General features: G+C 74.9%; 16 protein-coding genes. 9 read left to right on the top strand and 7 right to left on the bottom strand.

The genetic code is table 11. From position 1 onward, the window contains the following. Positions 1 to 36: 36 nt before the first annotated feature. Positions 37 to 4,134 carry a DNA polymerase III subunit alpha gene (locus tag ACYVID_RS03905; protein ID WP_460734594.1) on the bottom strand — a complete coding sequence of 1,366 codons (4,098 nt, stop codon included), beginning with the start codon at positions 4,132 to 4,134 and terminating at the stop codon, positions 37 to 39. A 267-nt stretch (positions 4,135 to 4,401) separates the two neighbouring features. On the opposite strand from ACYVID_RS03905, the gene ACYVID_RS03900 reads away from it, so the two are divergent. Both ACYVID_RS03900 and ACYVID_RS03895 read left to right on the top strand, forming a co-directional pair. Next, the gene (locus ACYVID_RS03900; RefSeq protein ID WP_460734592.1) at positions 4,402 to 4,770 is read left to right on the top strand and encodes a DUF6504 family protein; all 369 of its coding nucleotides are present in this window, start codon (positions 4,402 to 4,404) and stop codon (positions 4,768 to 4,770) included. Between the two features lie 96 nt (positions 4,771 to 4,866). Further along, a complete protein-coding gene (locus ACYVID_RS03895) occupies positions 4,867 to 5,322 on the top strand; it encodes an SAV_6107 family HEPN domain-containing protein (RefSeq protein WP_460734590.1) in 456 nt (151 codons plus the stop codon). Between the two features lie 41 nt (positions 5,323 to 5,363). Here the strand turns inward: ACYVID_RS03895 and ACYVID_RS03890 are convergent, their stop codons facing one another. Beyond that, positions 5,364 to 5,897 carry a hypothetical protein gene (locus ACYVID_RS03890; protein WP_460734588.1) on the bottom strand — a complete coding sequence of 178 codons (534 nt, stop codon included), beginning with the start codon at positions 5,895 to 5,897 and terminating at the stop codon, positions 5,364 to 5,366. Positions 5,898 to 5,964: 67 nt separating this feature from the next. Between ACYVID_RS03890 and ACYVID_RS03885 the strand changes: the two genes are divergently transcribed. Beyond that, entirely contained in the window at positions 5,965 to 6,501 is a 537-nt protein-coding gene (locus ACYVID_RS03885; RefSeq protein WP_460734586.1) for a YbaK/EbsC family protein, read from the top strand. After that, positions 6,498 to 7,796 carry a phytoene desaturase family protein gene (locus tag ACYVID_RS03880; protein WP_460734584.1) on the top strand — a complete coding sequence of 433 codons (1,299 nt, stop codon included), beginning with the start codon at positions 6,498 to 6,500 and terminating at the stop codon, positions 7,794 to 7,796. Before ACYVID_RS03885 ends, ACYVID_RS03880 begins: the two co-directional genes overlap by 4 nt. Before the next feature lie 25 nt (positions 7,797 to 7,821). Here the strand turns inward: ACYVID_RS03880 and metF are convergent, their stop codons facing one another. After that, positions 7,822 to 8,712, bottom strand: a complete 891-nt coding sequence (gene metF, locus ACYVID_RS03875; protein ID WP_460734582.1) for a methylenetetrahydrofolate reductase [NAD(P)H] — start codon at positions 8,710 to 8,712, stop codon at positions 7,822 to 7,824. An 87-nt stretch (positions 8,713 to 8,799) separates the two neighbouring features. Here metF and ACYVID_RS03870 point away from each other — a divergent pair, with 87 nt between their 5' ends. After that, positions 8,800 to 9,876, top strand: coding sequence for a polyprenyl synthetase family protein (locus ACYVID_RS03870; RefSeq protein WP_460734580.1), 1,077 nt, complete (start codon positions 8,800 to 8,802; stop codon positions 9,874 to 9,876). A 23-nt stretch (positions 9,877 to 9,899) separates the two neighbouring features. Here ACYVID_RS03870 and ACYVID_RS03865 read toward each other — a convergent pair whose 3' ends face one another. Next, entirely contained in the window at positions 9,900 to 10,367 is a 468-nt protein-coding gene (locus ACYVID_RS03865) for a hypothetical protein (RefSeq protein WP_460734578.1), read from the bottom strand. A 10-nt stretch (positions 10,368 to 10,377) separates the two neighbouring features. After that, positions 10,378 to 10,749 carry an Rv2175c family DNA-binding protein gene (locus ACYVID_RS03860; protein WP_460734576.1) on the bottom strand — a complete coding sequence of 124 codons (372 nt, stop codon included), beginning with the start codon at positions 10,747 to 10,749 and terminating at the stop codon, positions 10,378 to 10,380. A gap of 159 nt (positions 10,750 to 10,908) precedes the next feature. Between ACYVID_RS03860 and pknB the strand changes: the two genes are divergently transcribed. The 4 genes from pknB to aroF all read left to right on the top strand — a co-directional run bounded on the left by pknB (position 10,909) and on the right by aroF (position 15,899). Further along, positions 10,909 to 12,963 (top strand): Stk1 family PASTA domain-containing Ser/Thr kinase, encoded by a 2,055-nt coding sequence (gene pknB, locus ACYVID_RS03855; protein WP_460734574.1) that lies wholly within the window; start codon positions 10,909 to 10,911, stop codon positions 12,961 to 12,963. A gap of 61 nt (positions 12,964 to 13,024) precedes the next feature. Continuing rightward, positions 13,025 to 13,930 carry a deoxyribonuclease IV gene (locus tag ACYVID_RS03850; RefSeq protein ID WP_460734572.1) on the top strand — a complete coding sequence of 302 codons (906 nt, stop codon included), beginning with the start codon at positions 13,025 to 13,027 and terminating at the stop codon, positions 13,928 to 13,930. Beyond that, positions 13,927 to 14,817, top strand: a complete 891-nt coding sequence (locus ACYVID_RS03845) for a DMT family transporter (RefSeq protein ID WP_460734570.1) — start codon at positions 13,927 to 13,929, stop codon at positions 14,815 to 14,817. The genes ACYVID_RS03850 and ACYVID_RS03845 overlap by 4 nt, the downstream gene beginning before the upstream one ends. 35 nt (positions 14,818 to 14,852) lie before the next feature. Continuing rightward, a complete protein-coding gene (gene aroF, locus ACYVID_RS03840) occupies positions 14,853 to 15,899 on the top strand; it encodes a 3-deoxy-7-phosphoheptulonate synthase (RefSeq protein ID WP_460734568.1) in 1,047 nt (348 codons plus the stop codon). 26 nt (positions 15,900 to 15,925) lie between these two features. Here aroF and ACYVID_RS03835 read toward each other — a convergent pair whose 3' ends face one another. Both ACYVID_RS03835 and ACYVID_RS03830 read right to left on the bottom strand, forming a co-directional pair. Next, on the bottom strand, positions 15,926 to 16,918 hold the full coding sequence (locus tag ACYVID_RS03835) for a threonine aldolase family protein (RefSeq protein WP_460734566.1): 993 nt from the start codon (positions 16,916 to 16,918) through the stop codon (positions 15,926 to 15,928). A gap of 118 nt (positions 16,919 to 17,036) precedes the next feature. After that, positions 17,037 to 18,389: a class II 3-deoxy-7-phosphoheptulonate synthase gene (locus tag ACYVID_RS03830; protein ID WP_460734564.1), complete on the bottom strand. Its 1,353-nt coding sequence runs from the start codon at positions 18,387 to 18,389 to the stop codon at positions 17,037 to 17,039. Between the last annotated feature and the right edge of the window lie 87 nt (positions 18,390 to 18,476).

Raw genomic sequence — 18,476 nt, 5'->3', positions numbered from 1 at the left:
CGTGGCTCGCCACTGCCGGCGCACGACGTCGGGGACTCACCCCGGGCTCCCGGGGCTGCGGTGCCACAGCTTGCGGGCGACGTCGCGGGTGTCGTCGCCGGCCGGCTTGATGTCGGAGTACGGCGACTGCTTGAACCCGCTGGAGTGCACCAGCACCCGGCGCTGGCCCATGCCGCCCGCGGTGGGGCGCCCGGCGTCCTCGGCGTCGCCGAAGGTCTGCGGGCGCGCCATCACCGGCCGGCTCGCGCGGCTCTCGGCCGCCCCCGGCCCGGCCAGCTCGACACCGACCCCGCCGAAGCCCTCGGGCACCACCGCCATGGCCGCCCGCACCGCCTCGACCCCTTCCTCGCGCCAGGTCCGGTGCAGGACCGGCAGCTCCCAGCAGCCGGTGGCGCGCAGCGAGACCCCCCGGTGGCCGGTGCGCCGCAGCTCCCCGCGCACCAGCAGCAGCCAGGAGTGGAAGACCGTGGCGGCGTACGGGCCCTGGGCGTCCTCGAAGAAGGTCGCGTCGACCGGGCCGGTGCCGTCGTCGAGGGTCAGGAAGACGACCCGCCTGCCCGAGCGGATCGGCGGGGTCTGGGTCGCGACCTTGACCCCGGCCACCAGCAGCTCGGCCTTGCTGCGCTGCCCCAGCAGGTCGCGGCTGCGGGTCACCCCGAGCGCGTCGAGGAACGGGCCGTAGGTGTCGACCACGTGCCGGCTGGCGTCGAGGCCGAGGATCTCCAGCTCCGCGCGCATCCGCTCCTCGGCACTCATCTCCGGCAGCCCGGAGACCTCGCCCTCCCCCGGCGCGTCGCCGAGGTCGAGGGCCAGCTGCACCGACTCCACCGGCTCGGGCACCGGGGCGGTGCGGGCCTGGGCCAGCGAGCGGCCCCAGATGCCCGTGGGGCCCCCGACCGGACCGGCTGCCGGACCGGCTGCCCCCACGTCGTCGGGGCGCCGGTCGCCGCGCAGGTCGCGCTCGCCGACCGGCTCGGCCTCCCGCTGCCGGTCTCGCACGTCGGCGTCGGTGCTGTTGCGGGCCGCAGCCGCCTGCGCGACCTGCTGGGCCCGGGTGCGCCCGCTCGAGCGCGGACGGCCCCGGCCCCGGGCCGCGGCCCGCTCGAGGGCGCGGCCGTGCCGGTCGAGCTCGGCGACCTGGAGCAGCAGGTCGCGCCGGGTGACGGTGCCGCGGCGGCGTACCTCTCCCCCGTCGGGGGCGGCCCCCAGGCCGTAGGTCGAGTCGAACGCACCGGCCAGCACCAGCCGCTCCACCACGGGGCGCGAGACCCGCGCGCGGTGCCAGAAGTCGGTGAGGGAGTGGTAAGGCCGGGCCGCGACGATCCGGTCGACCTCGGCCTCGCTGATGCCCTTGACCTCCGAGAGCGCCAGCCTGATCCCCCACACACGGGGGGCTCCGCCCCCCGTGGACCCCCCACCAGGGGCTCCGCCCCCGGACCCCCGGTCCCCACGCTCACGTCCACCAGGGGCTCCGCCCCCGGACCCCCGGTCCCCGTCGGGATCGCGCCACCACGGCGCGGTCGGACCGGGACCCTCGCCCTCCTCGACCACCTCCACGGAGTACTCCTTGCCGCTGGCGGCGACGTCGAGGGGCAGGACCTCGATGCCGCAGTGGCGGGCGTCCTCGAGGATGAGCCGCTTGGGGTACATCCCCGGGTCGTGGGTCAGCACCCCGGCCAGGAAGTGCGCCGGCCAGTGCGCCTTGAGCCAGGCCGACTGGAAGGTCGGCAGCGCGAAGGCCGCGGCGTGGGCCTTGCAGAAGCCGAAGGAGGCGAAGGCCTCCAGCACCGACCACACCTCCTCCACGACGTGGAGCGGGTAGCCGCGGCCCAGCGCACGGGGGAAGAACCAGACCTTGGTGTCGAGCATGCCCTCGCGGCTGCCCAGCGCCCGGCGCCGCTCGTCGGCCTGCGCGAACGTGACACCGGCGAAGCAGCCGATGATCTCGATGACCTGCTCGTGGAAGACCACGACACCGTGGGTCGGGCCGAGGATCGGGCGCAGGTCCTCGTGGAGGTAGCGCGCGGGCCGCCAACCCTGCTTGACCTCGAGGTAGGGGGTGATCATGTCGCTCTTGACCGGCCCGGGGCGGAAGAGCGAGATGTCGGTGATGACGTCCTCGAAGCTCTCGATGCCGGACTTGCCGACCAGCTCGCGCTGGCCCGGGGACTCGATCTGGAAGATCCCGAGGGTGCGGGCGGTCGAGACCATCTCGTAGGTCGCCGGGTCGTCGTGCGGGACCTGCGTCTCGTCGTCGAGGTCGACCTCCACCCCCTCGACCCGGCGGATCTCGGCCACCGCGTGCGCCATCGAGGACTGCATCCGGATCCCCAGCACGTCGAGCTTGAGCAGGCCGAGGTCCTCGACGTCGTCCTTGTCGAACTGGCTCATCGGGAAGCCGGCGTAGGACGCCTCGACCGGGGTGCGGTCCAGCAGCGTGGCGTCGGAGAGCAGCACCCCGCACGGGTGGACCGCGACGTGGCGCGGCAGCCCGTCGAGCCGCTCGACCAGGGAGAACATCAGGTCCAGCCGCTCCTCGCCGAGCCCGCCGGCGCGCAGCTCGGGCAGCTCGCGCAGGGCGGTGCGGGCGTCGCGGGCACGGATGTGCGGGAAGGCCTTGGCGATCGCGTCGGTCTCCAGCGGCGGCATCCCGAGGGCGGCACCGACGTCGCGGACGGCGTGTCGGACGCGGTAGGTGTCCATCATCGAGACGCACACGCAGCGCTCGCCGCCGTAGCGGTCGAGGATCGCCTCGTAGACCTCGGTGCGGCGCGCGGACTCCACGTCGACGTCGATGTCGGGCAGCGCCTGGCGCAGCGGGGAGAGGAAGCGCTCCATGAGCAGCTGGTGGCGGATCGGGTCGACCCCGGAGATCCCCAGCAGGTAGTTGACCAGGCTGCCCGCGCCCGAGCCGCGCGCGGCCACCCGGACCCCGAGGTCGCGGATGAGGTCGGTGACGTCGCCGACGGTGAGGAAGTACGACGCGTAGCCGAGCTCGCGGATCGTGGCGAGCTCGTCGTCGAGCCGCTTCCACACCACCTGCAGCCCGCTGCTGCCGTAGCGGCCGCCGATCGCTGCCTCGCAGCGGACCCGCAGGAGCGTGTCCGCGTCAGCGGCCGGGCCCCGGGACGCCTCGCCCTGCCCTCGCGCGAGCTCGAACTCCGGGAAGTGCACCTCCCCCAGGCCGAGGTCGGAGGCCGGGTCGAGGGCGCAGCGCTCGGCCAGGGCACGGGTGCGCGCCAGCAGCCGGGCCGCCTCGGCCGGGCCGCCGCCGGCGGCCCGGGCGACCTCCTCGGCGACCAGGCGCATCTCGGGACCGGACTTCAGGTGCCCCTCGGCGTTGGCGCGGTCGACGTGGCGCCGGTCGAGCGCGACCAGCCGGCGGGCGGCGTCGAGGACGTCGACGGTGAGGGCGTCGCGGCGCTCGGCGTAGCGCACCTGGTTGGTCAGGACCGTGGGCAGGCCCACCTCCGCGGCGATCTGGGCGAGGCGGGCGGCGTGCGCCGCGCTGCCGGGCGTGCGGTGGGAGACCAGCTCGACCTGCAGGCAGCCCCGGGGCACGCGGCCGCGCCAGCGGGCCAGCTCGGCCCGGACCAGGTCGTCGCGCCGCTCCACCACCGCCGGGCCCAGCAGGGAGCCGGGGCCCAGCAGGACCACTAGGTCGCCGGAGACCAGCAGGCCCGCGACCTCCGGGTCGTCGGGGTCGAGCATCGGCGTGCCGCGCTCACCGGCCAGGTGGGTGGCCGAGAGCAGCCGGCACAGCGCCGCCCAGCCGCCCCGTCCACCGCCGGGCCCGGCGGCGTGCGCCAGGACCGTGACGCGGGGCAGCCGCGGGTCGCGGAAGGCACCGCCGCGCACCGGCGTACGAGGTCGGGGCGAGGGGGCCAGGACGCCGGGACCCGGGCCCGCTCCCCCGGGCTGGTGGGCGAGGTCGACCCCGAGGACCGGGGCGATGCCCGCGGCCAGGCAGGCCTTGGCGAACTTGACCGCGCCGTAGACCCCGTCGCGGTCGGTGAGGGCCAGGACGTCCATGCCGTGCTCGACGGCGCGCTCCACCAGCCGTGGCGGCAGGGAGGCGCCGTGGCGCAGGGAGTAGCCGGAGGCCACGTGGAGGTGGGGAAAGGGGTCGGGCACGGCACACCTCTCGCATCGGTCTCGACCCCGGACACGGCACTCCTCGCACCCGGTCGGCACGGACCGACCCCGGTCCAGCACCGGCTCGATCCGTCGAACACGTGTTCGAAGAAGGCGTCACCATAGCCCCTCGGCACGGCCGGTCGTCAAGAGGTCGCCACGAGGCCGTCACGTGCTTGACGGACTGTCGGAGGTCGGGAGTACCGTCGTCACCGTGGTCGAACACGTGTTCGATCCACTGTTCGACCCGAGGTGCGGAGGAGGTGCGTGGTGCGACGTTACGACGAGCCCGTGGAGGTGCGGCGCGGACCGGTCGCGGACTGGCCCGAGGAGGGTCCGGTCCAGTTCCTGTGGCGCGGACGGCTGTGGAAGGTGCGCGGGGTGCTCGCGCACTGGGTGGAGACCGGCGCGTGGTGGCAGCACGGCGGGGTCCGGGCCGTCCTCGGCTCCGAGGACCCCTCTCCACAGCCGAGCCAGCAGCCGGGCGGCACGACCCTCGAGGAGCTGCTCGGCGAGCGGCGGCTGTGGCGGGTGGAGGCCGGCCGCGGCCCGGCCGGGGGCGTCGGTCCCGGCACCTTCGACCTGTGTCACGACCCCGTCGAGGACCGGTGGCAGCTCGTGGGCTGCACCGACTGAGCACCCCGGCCGAGCCCCCGGCCGGACCACCCAGGTCGGGCCCGACGACCAGACCCGCCGACCACACCCCACCCCGATCCCACCCGAGGAGCCCCGATGACCACGCACCCGACCTACGCGCCGCACGTGCTGCCGGCGACGACCCACTCCTACCTCGCCCGCTCCGCGGAGTCGCTGGCCGAGGCGATGGGCACCCGCGACGTCCCCACCCGCTACGCCTGCGCCCACGTCGCAGCCCTGCGTGCGGCCGCCGCGCTGCTGGCCGCACGGGCCCGGCCCCAGCCGACCCGTGGGAAGCGGCAGAAGAACGCCTGGGTCCTGCTGGCCGAGGTCGCCCCCGAGATGGCGGAGTGGGCCGGCTTCTTCTCCGCCGGCGCGGCCAAGCGCGCCGCGGCCGAGGCGGGGTCGCGACGGGCCGTCACCGAGCGCGAGGCCGACGACCTGGTCCGCGACGCCGACCGCTTCCTCGCGGTGGTCGAGCAGGCCCTCGGCCTGGTGCCGCACCCGGTCGGCACCCTCAGCCCGGGGCTGCTGCAGCACCGCGCCGGCTAGGCCTCCCCGGGCTCGCCGGTGCGCTCAGCCCAGGTCCGGGCTCAGACGGCGCCGGAGTCGACCCGGGCGCGGGTGGCGCGCAGGTGGTCGGTGGTGCGCGGGTGCCACATGGCCACGAGCAGCGCCACCACCAGCACGATGCCCAGGACGCTCAGCACCGAGAAGGTCAGCGGCGGATCGACCCGCAGGCCCGAGCCGGTCGCGATCACGGTCATGACCAGCAGCACGGTCAGGCAGACCCGGGCCCAGTGGTGGCCGTTGGCGTAGAACATCGCGAGCACCGCCACGAGGGAGGCCACGGTGAGGTAGAGCACCGCGGAGACGGCGAAGAACTGCGGCACCGCGATCGGTCGCTCGTCCATGAGGTAGTCCAGACCACGCTGGGCGACGATCTCGCGCGCCTGCCGGTGGCCCTCGGCCCAGTTGAGCACCATCTGCTCGCGCAGCAGGCCCACCAGGGCGACCGTCAGCAGCCCGAGCGCCAGGACCGCACCGAGCAACCAGAGGGAGACCCGGTGCGCGGTCGTCGTCCCGGTCGGTGCGTCCTCGACCCTCGCGTCCACGTCGCTGCTCACGCCCCGACTCTACGACCTCGGCGGACCACCTGCCGTCCCGCCCGTTCCTCCTCCTAGGGTCTGACCCATGCCTGCCGAGCCCCTCTCCCCCGAGCCCCCCGACGCGGCGGCCGCGGCGGCAGCCGACCACCCCGGGGTGGAGCGGTTCCGTGCCGAGCACCGCCGGCTGGGCGGGACGGGCCGGATCGTGGTGCTCCCCGACGCCGTGCACACGGCCGCGCTGGCCGCCGAGGCGCTGGGGTGCGAGGTGGGCGCGATCGCCAACAGCCTGGTCTTCGACACCGGCGACGGCCCGGTCCTGGTCCTCACCTCGGGCTCCCACCGCGTCGACACGGCCGCCACCGCCGCGCGGATCGGCGTGCCCCGGCTGCGCCGTGCCTCGCCCCACTTCGTCCGCGAGCACACCGGCCAGGTCATCGGCGGTGTGTCCCCCCTCGCGCACCCCTCCCCCGTGCCGACCTACCTCGACCGCGCCCTGGCCGACCACGAGGTCGTCTGGGCGGCGGCCGGCCACCCGGCCGCGGTCTTCTCCACGACGTACGCCGAGCTCCTGGCCCTCACGGGTGCCCGCGAGGTCGAGGTCGGACCCGAGGCGTCGGCGTGAGCCGCGTCGTCGTCCTGGGTGGCGGCTTCGGCGGGATGGCCGTGGCCGCACGGCTGGCCAAGACCGGGCACCAGGTGGTGCTGGTCGAGCGGGCGACCAGCCTGGGCGGGGCGCTCGGCTCGATCAGCGAGGAGGGTTTCACCTGGGACGCCGGGCCGACCCACACCCTGCTGCCCGCGGTCGTGCGCGACCTGTTCCGCAAGACCGGTCGCCCGCTGGAGCGCGAGCTGGAGCTGGAGCCGCTGGAGCTGCTGCGCGAGCACCGCTTCGAGGACGACACCACCCTGTCGCTGCCCTCTGCACGCGCCGGCCAGCTGCGGGCGTGGGACGCCCTCGAGCCCGGCCTCGGGCAGCGTTGGACCGACCACGTCGACTCCTTCACCGAGGACTGGGAGGTGCTGCGCCACCACTACTTCGAGCACCCCTGGAACCGCACGGCACTGCCCGCGCAGGTCCGGCAGCGACTGGACTCCCGCGAGATGCTGCACAAGCGGCTGCGGCGGACGTTCCGCGACGAGCGGCAGCGCGAGGTGGCGGCCTACCCGTTCCTCGCCGACGGCCACGAGCTGCGCAACGTGCCGGCCTGGATGGGCCTGGTCGCCTTCCTGGAGCAGCGCTTCGGGGCCTGGACCGTCCCCGGGGGCATGGCCCGGCTGGGCGAGGTCCTCGGCGCCCGCCTGACCACCCGCAAGGTGGAGGTGCTGCTGGGCACCCGCGCCCTGGACGTGGTGGTCCGTGAGGGGCGTGCGGTCGGGGTGCGCACCTCGGCCGGTGACCTCGACGCCGACGAGGTGGTCTGCGCGATCGACCCGCGGGCCCTGCCGGCGCTGGCCCGGCTGGTGGAGCGGACGATGCCGGCCATCCCACCGGTCACCTGCCACCTCGGTCTGGAGGGCGAGGTGCCGCAGCTGCCGCACGAGGTGGTGCTGCACGGGGACCCGATGCTGGTCGTGCGGACCGGCGGCACGGCGCCCGAGGGCCGGCACGCCTGGACGGTGCACGGGCGCGGCAGGCTCGCCGAGGACGTGCTGCGCGCGCTGGCACGGGCACGTCTGGACCTCCGCGACCACGTGGTGCACCGGGTCGACCGCTCCCCCCGCCAGCAGGTCGAGGCGTGGTCGGGCTCGCCGCTGGGCGTGCTGTGGCAGGGTCGCGGCACGGTCCGCGCCCGGCTGGGCCCGGACACGCCGGTCTTCCACCTCCACGCGGTCGGCGCCCACGCGACCCCCGGGTCGGGCCTGCCGTTCGTCGGGCTGTCGGCCGCGCTGGTGGCCGAGCGGATCGGCCCCGCCTGAGAGCTCCCGGCGGCGCTCCCGCGGCTCAGGGGCTGACGTCGAGCTTCTCGAAGATCTCCAGCGTCGCCTTGGAACGGTTGAGCGTGTAGAAGTGCAGACCCGGCGCGCCGGCGTCGAGCAGGTCCTGGCACAGCTCGGCGGCCAGGGCGATGCCCTCGGCGCGCATCGAGACGGCGTCGCCCTCGTGGGCGGCGATCCGCGAGACGACCTCCTCGGGCACGTCGGTGCCGATCAGCTCGCCCTGCCGGCGGATCGCGGCGAGGTTCAGGATCGGCATGATGCCCGGGAGGATCGGCAGGTCGACGCCGCGCGCCCGGACGCGCTCCACCAGGGAGACGTAGTCCTCGGCGCGGAAGAACATCTGGGTGACGGCGAACTCCGCACCCGCGCGCGCCTTGGCCGCGAGCACGTCGGCGTCGTGGTCCAGCGACGGCGAGGCGGGGTGGCGCTCGGGGAAGGCGGCGACACCGATCCGGAACTCGCCCCGTGCGGCCACCAGCTCGACCAGCTCGGTGGCGTAGGTCAGCCCGCCCTCGGTCGGGGTCCAGTCGGCACGGGGGCCACCCTCCGGGTCGCCGCGCAGCGCCATCACGTGGTGCACCCCGGCGGCGGCGTACTCGTCGAGCACCGCCTCCAGCTCGGCGCGCGTGTGGCCGACGCACGTGAGGTGGGCCATCGGCAGCATCGAGGTCTCCTGCGCGATCCGGCGCGTGACCCGCACGGTCGTGCCGCGGCTGGAGCCGCCGGCGCCGTAGGTGACCGAGACGAAGGTCGGGCGGTAGGGCTCCAGGGCACGCACGGCGTCCCACAGCTGCGCCTCGCCGGCCTCGTCCTTGGGCGGGAAGAACTCGAAGGAGAAGGACTTCTCCCCCGCCTCCACGACCTCCCGCAGGGAGCGTCCACGCCCGATGCTCATGACGTCGAGCGTACGGGGGACGGCCCCACCGGACCGGCGCCGTCCACCCATCGGCTCCTGCGCGGGCGTGCCGACTAGGGTGCGGACGTGACCTGGGACGCGACGCCCTTCCGGACCCGCGTGCAGCGGGCGCTGGACGACTTCCTCGACACCCAGGCCGGGCGGTTGGAGCCCCTGGGACCCGACGCCGCGCGGCTGCTGGCCGAGGCGCGTGCCAGCGTCTCGGGCGGCAAGCGGCTGCGTGCCGCGTTCTGCTGGTGGGGCCACCAGGCCGTGTCCCCCGCGCGGACCGACGACGAGGACGCCCTCGCCCGGGCGTGCGCGAGCCTGGAGCTGCTGCACGCCAGCGCCCTCGTGCACGACGACCTGATGGACGCCTCCGACACCCGTCGCGGCCGGCCCGCGACCCACCGGGCGTTCGAGGCCGAGCACCGGGCCGCCGACGGCGGGCGGGGCTGGCGCGGCGACCCCGAGCAGTACGGCGCCGCCGCGGCGGTCCTGCTGGGCGACCTGCTCCTGGCCTGGGCCGACGAGCTGCTGCGCACGTGCGGCCTGCCCGCCGAGCGGGTGCTCGCAGCCCTCGACGTGCTGGACCACACGCGCACCGAGGTGATCGCGGGGCAGTTCCTGGACGTCTCGGTGCAGGCCCGTGGCCGCGCCGACGTCGACGCGGCGATGACCGTGCTGCGCTACAAGTCCGCCAAGTACTCCATCGAGCGGCCGCTGCACACCGGGGCGGCGCTGGCCGGGGCGGACCCCGCCACGACCGCGGCCCTGCGCGCCTTCGGCCTGCCGCTCGGCGAGGCCTTCCAGCTGCGCGACGACCTCCTCGGCGTCTTCGGCGACCCGGCGGTGACCGGGAAGCCGGCCGGCGACGACCTGGTGGAGGGCAAGCGCACGGTCCTGGTCGCGCTCGCCCTCGACGCCGCACCCGACGACCAGGCCGCCCGGCTCGACGCCGCGCTGGGTCGCCCGCTCTCACCGGCCGAGGTCGACGACCTGCGCGGCATCATCGAGCGCTGCGGTGCCCGGGAGCAGGTCGAGGAGGTCATCGCCGCCCTGACCGACCGCGCCCTGGCCGTGCTCGACGGAGCCGACCTGCGGCCCGAGGGCGTCCAGGCCCTGCGCGACCTCGCCGAGGCGGCCACGCAGCGCTCGGTCTAGCCGCCGGGACTGCGCGGGGGCCGTCAGGGGCCGACGCGCGCGAAGGTCGCGCCGCCGTCCCGGCTCCAGTAGATCTCGCCGGCACCGCCGACGACCAGCCGGTCCGGCCCGGGCTCCGCCACCGTCGCGGGCGGCACGGGGTAGAGCGTGTAGTAGGCGCCCGGCTGCGGCGGCAGCAGGCCGGCCGGGTCGTCGAAGGGCGAGCCCTCGGGCGCCTCGGTGTCGTCGAGGGCCACGACGACGTCCAACGCCGCCTCGGGCAGCAGTGCGGGAGCGACGTACGGCAGACCGCTCTCGGGGTCCTGCGTGGGTGGCGCTTCGGTCATCGTCGTCTCGCCGTCGTCCGGCGAGCCACCGGTGCGCGAGCCCGGGTCCCCACCGGCGAAGGCCCAGATGCCGACCGCGAAGGCCAGCACCAGGAACATCGCGAGGGCTCCGGAGGGTCCACCGCGCGGCGGCCGGACGTTCTCCGGGGAGAGGCGGTAGACCACCGTGGCCGCCTCAGAAGGCCAGGGCCTGGGCCCGACGCTTGACCTCCGAGCCGCGGTTCTCGCGCAGCGCGTCGATCGGACGCCCGGGCAGGTCGGCGTCGAGGAAGATCCAGGCGATGCACTCGCGGTCGTCGAAGCCGGAGTCGTGCAGCAGGGTCAGCAGCCCGGGCAGGCCCTTGACCGGCTCGGCGCCGTCGATGAACAGGGCAGGCACCCGCTGCCCCGCGCGCTCCCACGGGACTGCGGCGGCGAGCTGGTGCTCGCGGATCATCGTGCGGACCTTGCCCACGCTGACCCCGAGCCGCTCGGCGACCTCCGCCCACTCCAGCCACTCGTCGACGAGGGCGGAGAGGTCCTGGTCGGCCAGACGGGTCTCGCTCATGGCTCCAGTCTGGCACCCCACCTGCAGCCGACCACCACCCAGAGGCAGGCACGCAGGCGCACGGGGAGGCAGGCTGCCGCCACGCCGGGCCCCGGGGGCAGCCGGGCCGCGCGCCCGCCCGAACGTAGGATGAGCCCTCCGGAACGCAGGAGGCTCGCTGTGACAGACCGGGAGCCGCAGGGCCAGCTCCTCGACGGGCGCTACCTCGTCGGCCCGCGCGTCGCCCGGGGCGGGATGGCCTCGGTGCACGAGGCCGTCGACCAGCGCCTGCACCGCACCGTCGCGGTGAAGATCATGCACCCCGGGCTCGGGGACGACGGCGACTTCGCCGCCCGCTTCGTGCGCGAGGCGCGGGCTGCGGCCCGGCTGAGCCACCCCAACATCGTCGCGGTCTACGACCAGGGCGACGACGACGGCACCCTCTTCCTGGCGATGGAGCTGGTCAGCGGCCACACGCTGCGCGACACCGTCACCAAGGAGGCCCCGATGCCGCCGGCCCGCGCGCTTGCGCTGCTCGAGCCGGTCGTCTCCGCCCTGGCCGCCGCGCACCGCGCCGGGATCATCCACCGCGACGTGAAGCCGGAGAACGTCCTCATCGCCGACGACGGGCGCGTGAAGGTCGCTGACTTCGGCCTGGCCAAGGCCATCGGCACCGACACCCAGCACACCGCCACGGGCGGGGTGCTCATCGGCACGGTCTCCTACCTCGCCCCCGAGCTGGTCTCCGAGGGCACCAGCGATGCGCGCGCCGACGTCTACGCCGTCGGCGTGATGCTCTACGAGCTGCTGACCGGCTCCAAGCCGCACGAGGGCGAGACCCCGATCCAGGTGGCCTACAAGCACGTGCACGAGGACGTCCCGGCGCCGTCGCTGCGGGTCCCCGGCATCCCGGCGTACGTCGATGCGCTGGTGGCCAGGGCGACGGCCCGTGACCGCAGCCAGCGCCCCGCCGACGCCGGCGTGCTCCTGCGCCACGTCCACCGGGTCTCGAACGCGCTGGCCGCCGGCGTGAGCGAGGACGTCGAGCTCACCCAGGACCTCACCCCGCTGCTGGCCGCGGTCGCCGCCGCAGGGGTCGGCACCGACGAGCCGCCCGCGGCCGAGCAGCACCGCCTCGGCGACACCTCCCCCGAGGTCTGGGAGCCCGAGGAGCTGGCCGACCTCGTCGCGCTGGGCGTGACACCGGGTGCCGACGCCGACGCCGACGCCGAGCCGACCGCCGTCGTCGCCGCGCCGGGCACCCGGCCCGCCGGCCGTGCCGCGGAGCCGCCAGGAGCCCGACCGGCACCGGGTGGTCCCGCCGGGCACCCGGCCCCCGCCCGCCGGCGCCGCTGGCGCGGCCCGGTCGCCCTGCTGCTGGCGCTCCTGCTTGCCGCCGGGGTCGGGCTCGGTGCCTGGTGGTTCGGCTGGGCCCGCTACACCACCGTGCCGACCGTCCTGGGCCAGACCGAGAGCTCGGCGGTCGCCGAGCTCGAGGAGGCCGGCTTCGAGGTCGACCTGGCCGACGGGGTCTACAGCGAGTCCGTGGACCGCGGCGACGTGGTCAGCAGCTCTCCCGGCCCCGGCGACCGGGTGCTGCCCGGCGAGACCGTCATCCTGGTGCTGTCCCTGGGCGTGGAGAAGTACCCCGTGCCCACGCTCAAGGGGCTCACCGAGGACGAGGCTCGCGACGCGCTGGCGGAGGTCTCCCTCGAGGTGGGCCGGGTGAAGGAGAAGTTCTCCGAGACCGTCGACAGCGGTCGGGTCATCCGCCACGATCCCGGTGAGGGTCGCCAGCTGCGACCCGGCAGCGCCGTCGACCTCGTGGTCAGCAAGGGACGCAAGCCCATCAACGTCGGCGACTGGGTCGGCGAGGACGCCGACCGTGCGCAGGCGGTGCTGGAGCGCAAGGGCCTGGTCGTGGACCGCGCCCAGGAGCAGTTCGATGACACCGTCCCCGAGGGCGCGGTCATCGCCCAGACCCCCCAGTCGGGCACGCTGTTCCGGGGCGACACCGTCACGCTCGTGGTCTCCCTCGGCCCGGAGCTGGTCGAGGTGCCCAACGTGCGCGCCCAGGGCGTGGAGTCGGCCCGCCAGGAGCTCGAGGCGCTCGGCTTCGTCGTGCGGACCGTCAACGCCAGCGGCTACCTCGGCCTGGGCTTCGTCTTCAGCCAGGACCCCGGCGGGGGCCAGTCGGTGCCCCGCGGCAGCACCATCACGCTGTCGATCATCTGAGGACCCTCCCGGCCCAGCCCCCGATTCCGTCCCGCCGAGGTGGGGCGGAGAGGATGCGCCCATGCCCACCTACCCGGCCCCCTGCAACCCGATCGGGACCCACCTGCTCGTCGGGAAGGGATTGGTCGCCGGCGCGCTGGCCGACGCCGAACGACTCGGTTGCGAGACGCTGCAGGTGTTCGTCGGCAACCCGCGCGGGTGGGCCCTCAGCCCGGGCAGGCCCGCCGAGGACGAGGCGTTCAGGGTCGCGGCGGCAGAGCGTGGGATCCGGACCTTCATCCACGCGCCGTACCTGGTGAACCTGGGCTCCCCCACGGCGAGCACCTACGACAACAGCGTGGCCGTGGTCGCGCACAACCTGCGCCGGGCCGCGGAGATCGGCGCCGAGGGCGTGGTGGTCCACACCGGGTCCTACGTCGACCCCACCCCTGGTGATGGGCGCGAGCGGCACGAGGCCGCGATGCGGCAGGTCCGCGAGGGCCTGCTGCCGCTGCTGGAGCTGCTCGGCGACGACCCGTCCGACGGCGGACCGTGGCTGCTGCTGGAGCCCACCGCTGGCCAGGGCCGCTCGCTGTGCGCCGGGGTCGAGGACCTCGCGGGCTACCTCGACGCCCTGGACCGCCACCCGCGCGCGGGCATCTGCCTGGACACCTGCCACGTCTTCGCCGCCGGCGCGCCGCTCGACGAGCCCGGCGGTGCCACCGCCACCGTCGACCGCGTCGTGGAGATCGGCGGCCCCGGCCGGCTGCGGCTGGTGCACGCCAACGACTCGAAGGACGTGCGCGGGTCGATGAAGGACCGGCACGAGCGGATCGGGCGGGGCCACATCGGCGCTGCGGCCTTCGGCGAGCTGTTCGCCCACCCGGCCCTCGCCGGCGTGCCGTTCGTGCTCGAGACGCCCGGCTCGCGCGACGAGGACGGCGACCTCGCGGTGCTGAGGGCGATCCGGGACGAGGTGCGGCCGTGACCTCCCGCCGCACCTCCCTGCTCGCGACCCTGGCCCTGCTCGCGATGACCGCCTCCTGGGGCTCGACGTTCTTCCTCATCCGCGACCTGCTCGACCGGGTGCCGACGCTCGACTTCCTCGCCGTCCGCTTCCTGGTCGCCACCGCCGCGATGCTCCTGGTCGCGCCGCAGGCCGTGCGGCGGCTGAGCCCGGAGTCGCGCAAGCACGCCGCGGTCCTGGGCGGGGTCTACGGTGTCGCCCAGGTCCTGCAGACCGCCGGCCTGGCCCACACCCCCGCCAGTGTCTCCGGCTTCGTCACGGGGATGTACGTCGTCCTCACCCCGCTCCTGGCGGCGTTGCTGCTCCGCACCCGGATCGGCGCGTTGACCTGGGCCGCCGTCGCGCTCGCGGCCCTCGGCCTGGGCGTGCTGACCCTGCAGGGCCTCTCGGTCGGCTACGGCGAGGCGATCACCCTGGTGGCGGCGGGCCTCTACGCGCTGCACATCGTGGGCCTGGGCGCCTGGTCGGACCCGCGGCAGGCGCTGGGCATGTCGATCGTGCAGATCGGCGTGATCGCGGTGCTGTGCTCGATCGCGACCCTGCCCGACGGCGTCGTGCTCCCCGCGACCGGCGCCGACTGGGCCTCGGTGGTCTACATGGCGCTGGTGGCCGGCGCCGCGGCGATGCTGGCCCAGACCTGGGCACAGGCCCACCTGCCGCCCACGCGCAGCGCCATCATCATGTCGATGGAGCCGGTCTTCGCGGCCTCCTTCGCCGTCTGGCTCGGCGGTGAGGCAGCCACCTCGCGGATGCTGCTGGGCGGCGCCATGGTGCTGACCGCGATGCTGCTGGTCGAGCTGGCGCCGCGTCGCAAGGTCGAGGGCGAGGTCCAGCACCTGGTCGTCTGACGGTCCAGGGAGCCCGCGCCACTAGCGTTCCGCGCATGGTCGTCGTGATGGCACCCGACGCCACCGAGGAGGACGTGGCGGCCGTCGTGGCCCGCGTCGAGGCGGTGGGCGGCGAGGCGAACGTCAGCAAGGGCGTGACCCGCACGATCATCGGCTTGGTCGGCGACATCGAGTCCTTCCACCACCTCAACCTGCGCACGCTGCGCGGCGTCGCCGACGTGCACCGGATCTCCGATCCCTACAAGCTGGTCAGCCGCCAGCACCACCCCGACCGGTCCACGGTGTGGGTCGGCACCGGCCGCCAGGTGCCGATCGGCCCCGACACCTTCACGCTCATCGCCGGCCCGTGCGCCGTCGAGACGCCGAGCCAGACCCTCGACGCGGCCCAGATGGCCCTCGCCGCGGGCGCCACGCTGCTGCGCGGGGGTGCGTTCAAGCCGCGCACCTCGCCGTACGCCTTCCAGGGGCTGGGTGTCCGCGGGCTGGAGATCCTCGCCGACGTGCGTGAGGCGACCGGGCTGCCGGTGGTGACCGAGGTCGTGGACAGCCGCGACGTTGCGGTCGTGGCCGAGCACGCCGACATGCTCCAGGTCGGCACCCGCAACATGGCCAACTTCGGGCTGCTGGAGGCGGTCGGCGCCGCGGGCAAGCCGGTGCTGCTCAAGCGCGGCATGACCGCCACCATCGAGGAGTGGCTGATGGCCGCGGAGTACATCGCGCGCCGGGGCAACCTCGACGTCGTCCTGTGCGAGCGCGGCATCCGCACCTTCGAGCCCTCGACCCGCAACACCCTCGACATCTCCGCGGTCCCCGTGGTGCAGGCGACCAGCCACCTCCCGGTCATCGTCGACCCCTCGCACGCCGCCGGCCGCAAGGACCTCGTCGTGCCGCTGGCCCGGGCCGCCATGGGCGTCGGCGCGGACGGGGTCATCGTCGACGTCCACCCCGACCCCGAGTCGGCGCTGTGCGACGGCCCGCAGGCGCTGCTGGGCAGCGAGCTGCGCGAGCTCGCCTCCGCCGTACGCCGGCTGCCGGCCGCACTCGGGCGGGTCGACGCCTCGGAGCGGGCCCGCGAGGGCTGAGCCGGCTCGCCCCGCGAGGGCTGGGCCTAGAGGCCGGCGAGCACCGAGGCCGCCTGCTCGGCGTCGGCGCGCGTGACGTCGAGGTGCGTGACGAAGCGGACCGTGCGCGGCCCCACCGCCGAGACCAGGACGCCCGCCTCGCGGGCGCGGGCGACGTAGCCCGGGGCGTCGTCGTGGTCGAGGACCACGATGTTGGTGTGCACCGTGGCGGGGTCCACCCCCACGGCCTCGGCGAGCAGCCGGGCGTGGTCGTGGTCGTCCGCGAGCCGCTCGACGTGGTGGTCGAGGGCGTGCAGCCCGGCCGCGGCCAGGATGCCGACCTGCCGCATCCCGCCGCCGAGCCGCTTGCGCCGCACCCGCGCCTCGGTCATCGCCTCCGCCGAGCCCACGACGAGCGAACCGACGGGGGCACCCAGGCCCTTGGACAGGCAGACCGCCAGGGAGTCCGCGACCGCGCCGTACGCCGCCAGCGGGGTGCCGGTGGCCACGTGGGCGTTCCACAGCCGAGCGCCGTCGACGTGCATGGCGACCCCGGCCTCGTCGGCGAGCCCGCGCAGGGCCTGCAGCTGCTCGATGCCGACGACGGTGCCACCGGCGAAGTTGTGGGTGTTCTCGACCGCGATCGCGGCGGTGCGCACGAAGAACGGGCCCATCTCGGGCGCGACGAGCGAGCGCACGACGTCGAGGTCGAACCCGCCGGTGGGGTGGATCCAGGTGCGCATCGTGACGCCGCTGACGGCGCCGTGCGCCCCCAGCTCGGCCCGGGCGACGTGCGCCGAGGCCTCGCAGAGGACCTCCTGGCCGGGTGCGACGAGGAGACCGACCGCCAGCACGTTGGCCAGCGAGCCCGTCGGGGTGAACAGGGCGTCCTCGTGGCCGAACAGCCCCGCCACCCGCTCCTCGAGCGCCCGGACCGTCGGGTCCTCGCCGTACACGTCGTCGCCGACCTCGGCGCGGGCCATCGCGGCGCGCATCGCCTCGGTGGGCTTGGTCAGCGTGTCGGAGCGGAGGTCGATCACCGGCCCAACGTATCCAGTACCAGGCGGGGTGTTTCGACACGCCCGTCGCTCGCGCTCGCAGGCTCGCGCGAGCGGGGCTTGCTCAACCCTCCTCGCGACGGCACGGCCTTCGCTTCGCTCAGGCCGTCCCTGCTCGGAGCATCTCCGCGACGTGGAAGGCCAGCTCGAGCGACTGCACCCGGTTGAGACGCGGGTCGACCACCGACTCGTAGCGGTGGGCCAGGCCGTGCTCGTCGAGCTCCTCGCCGCCACCGATGCACTCGGTGACGTCGTCGCCGGTCATCTCGACCAGGATGCCGCCGGGCCAGGTGCCCAGGGCGTGGTGGACGTCGAAGAAGCCCTGGACCTCGCCGACCACGTCGTCGAAACGGCGGGTCTTGTAGCCGGTGGAGGAGGTGAAGGTGTTGCCGTGCATCGGGTCGCAGACCCAGGCGACCTGGACGCCCTCGGCGGTGACCTTCTCGACCAGCCCGGGAAGACCGTCGCGGACCTTGTCGGCCCCGAAGCGGGTGATGAAGCTCAGGCGCCCGGGGGTGTTCTCCGGGTTCAGCCGGGCGGCCAGCGCGAGCGCGTCGTCGGCGGTCGCGGTGGGCCCGAGCTTGACCCCGATGGGGTTGGAGATGTGGCGGAAGTACTCCACGTGGGCGCCGTCGAGCTGACGGGTGCGCTCACCGATCCACACGAAGTGGCCCGAGACGTTGTAGGGCTTGTCGGTGCGGGAGTCGATGCGGGTCATCGCGTGCTCGTACTCCATGAGCAGCGCCTCGTGGCTGCTGTGGAAGTCGACGCGGCGCAGCTCCTCGGGGTCGGCCCCGATCGCCTTCATGAACGACAGCGCCTTGTCGATCTCGCCGGCGAGCTGCTCGTAGCGCTGCCCCGCGGGCGAGCTCTTCACGAAGTCGGTGTTCCAGGTGTGGACCTGGCGCAGGTCGGCGTACCCACCGGTGACGAAGGCACGCACGAGGTTGAGGGTGGCGGCGGAGGCGTTGTAGACGTCCAGCAGCCGCTGCGGGTCGGGGATCCGCGACTCCGGGGTGAAGTCGAAGCCGTTGACGGCGTCGCCGCGGTACGCCGGGAGCGTGACCTCCTCGCCGTCCACCACGCGGGTCTCGAGGTCGGAGGAGCGCGGCTTGGCGTACTGGCCGGCGAGGCGGCCGAGCTTCACGACCGGCACGGAGCCGGCGTACGTCAGCACCACGGCCATCTGCAGCAGCACCCGCAGCTTGTTGCGCACGTTGTCGGCAGTGACGTCGGCGAAGGTCTCGGCGCAGTCGCCGCCCTGGAGCAGGAAGGCCTCGCCGCGGGTGACCGCGGCGAGCTTCTCGGTGAGGTCGTCGCACTCACCGGCGAAGACCAGCGGCGGCATCGTGCGCAGGCGGGTCACGGCGTCGTCGAGGGCCCCGCGGTCGGGGTACGTCGGCTGCTGGAGGGCGCCGATCGCGTGCAGGTCCTCGAGGCTGGGGATGCTCACCCCTCCAGGGTACGTCCGCTCCCCCGCCCGCTCCGAGTCGGCGAGCGGGCATGGACCGCTCGGGCCCGGCTCCGTCGACGGTGCGGC

The organism is Nocardioides ginkgobilobae (assembly GCF_054781275.1).
This window is presented reverse-complemented; position numbering and strand designations above follow the sequence as displayed.